The organism is Pseudomonas sp. BS-2016 (genome assembly GCF_001806145.1).
Classification (GTDB): Bacteria; Pseudomonadota; Gammaproteobacteria; order Pseudomonadales; family Pseudomonadaceae; genus Aquipseudomonas; species Aquipseudomonas lundensis.
Genome location: NZ_MLCT01000073.1, coordinates 1 through 1,676, shown reverse-complemented (window position 1 = coordinate 1,676; position 1,676 = coordinate 1). Strand labels below are relative to the sequence as shown.

Below are 1,676 nucleotides of genomic sequence, written 5' to 3'. Positions count from 1 at the left end.
CACCGCAGCCCTGCTCGGCCAGCACCCGCTGCCCAAGGAGGCGGCCGACATCGTGTGCGGCAAACTCGGCCTTGACGAGGACGCCAGCCGACTGCTGCAAAGCGTCCCACTGCGCGGCAGCTTCCCGAGCGGTGTACCGACCGACCCAACCATGTACCGTTTCTACGAAATGCTGCAGGTCTACGGCTCTACCTTGAAGGCCCTGGTGCATGAGCAATTCGGCGACGGCATCATCAGCGCCATCAACTTCAAGCTGGACATCAAGAAAGTCGAAGACCCGGACGGCGGCTCCCGTGCGGTCATCACCCTGGACGGTAAATACCTGCCGACCAAACCCTTCTGATTTGCCGCCAACCGTCTACGCTCTTGGCACACCAACAAGAACGAGGGACGGGTAAATGAAGAGACTGCTCCGATTCACCTGGCTGCTGCTGTTGTGTTGCAGCCAGGTGCATGCTGCCACGGCACAGGAAGCGGATGCCCAAGCCGCCAAGGCCCTGCTGGAAAAAGCCTTGGCGTACTACCACAAGCAAGGTGACAAGGCGTTCGCCGCCTTCAGCCGTCAGGGCGAGTTCATCGACCAGGACCGCTATGTGTTTGTGGTCGATACAAAAGGCGTGCTGCTGGCCAGTGGCGGGCCCTCCTTCGCGCTGATCGGTCGCGATGTGTCCGAGGTTCTCGGGCCCGACCTGCAAGCCTCGTTCAAACAAGCCCTTAGCGTGCCCGAAGGCCAGGGTATCCAGCAGGCTGACTATCGCTGGCAGAACTGGAATGACGGCAAGGTCGAACACAAGCATGTGTTTTATCAGCGGGTGGGCGAACGCATCCTGGCGGTCGGTTATTACTTGCCGCGCGCCACGCCGGAACAGGCACGGGCGCTGCGCAACAAGGCGGTGGAGGCGTTGGTCAAGGATGAAACCGGCACGCTCAAGGCGATCAACTCCTTGCAAGGTGGCTTCCTGCAAGATGACCTGTACGTGTTTGTGGTGGACCTGAACACCCGGCGCTACGTCGCCCACGGCACCAACCTGCGCCTGATCAACACCGATTTTGCCAAGATCAAGGACCCGGATGGCAAACCGGTGGGTGTGCCGATCCTCCAGATGATGGCCGAACAGGACCAGGGCGAATACAAATACCGCTGGAAAAACCCGGTGACCGGCAAGGTCGAGAACAAGCATGCCTATGTGCGCAAGAGCGGGCATTTCATGGTTGCGGTGGGGTATTACAGCCCCTGATCCTGATCGTTCCCACGCTCTGCGTGGGAACGCCGCCTGGGACGCTCCGCGTCCGCTTATCTAACTTTGTCTTCACGGCCGCGCAGTACCCGATTCGGCATCGCTATCGCAGCGGCCAACCCCAGCAGCGACACCGCCGCACTCACCATCAGCAAATGCCGGAACGTCACCGCCAGCTCGTCGCGCAACGCATCCTGCGCCGGGCCGGGTGCGGCGTTGAGGCCGTCGAGCAGTACGTTGCCGGAACTGCCTTCGGCCACCAGTGCGCCGCTCGTCAAATGGGCGAAACTGGAATCGTGCAACAGCGCCAGCAGCAACGCCGACATGCAAGCCACCCCCACTGCCCCGCCCAGGGAGCGAAACAGGTTGGTGGTGCTGGTGGCCACACCGATATCTCGTTGCTCTACCGAGTTCTGCGTCCCCACCAACGAGGTCGGG

Annotated in this window: 2 protein-coding genes and 1 pseudogene; 2 read left to right on the top strand and 1 reads right to left on the bottom strand. The window is 61.6% G+C overall.

What is annotated here, in order from left to right:
* A partial coding sequence (gene cynS / locus BKD70_RS22325; protein ID WP_070415414.1) for a cyanase occupies positions 1-343 on the top strand: 343 nt, incomplete at its 5' end.
* Between the two features lie 55 nt (positions 344-398).
* A complete protein-coding gene (locus BKD70_RS22320) occupies positions 399-1,238 on the top strand; it encodes a cache domain-containing protein (RefSeq protein WP_070415413.1) in 840 nt (279 codons plus the stop codon).
* 56 nt (positions 1,239-1,294) lie between these two features.
* Here the strand turns inward: BKD70_RS22320 and BKD70_RS22315 are convergent.
* Positions 1,295-1,676: pseudogene (locus tag BKD70_RS22315) on the bottom strand (MFS transporter); the annotation flags it as partial.

What these genes read in the sequence shown, in the direction of transcription:
- BKD70_RS22320 (WP_070415413.1), top strand. Translation starts at nt 399, where the DNA reads ATGAAGAGACTGCTCCGATTCACCTGGCTGCTGCTGTTGTGTTGCAGC.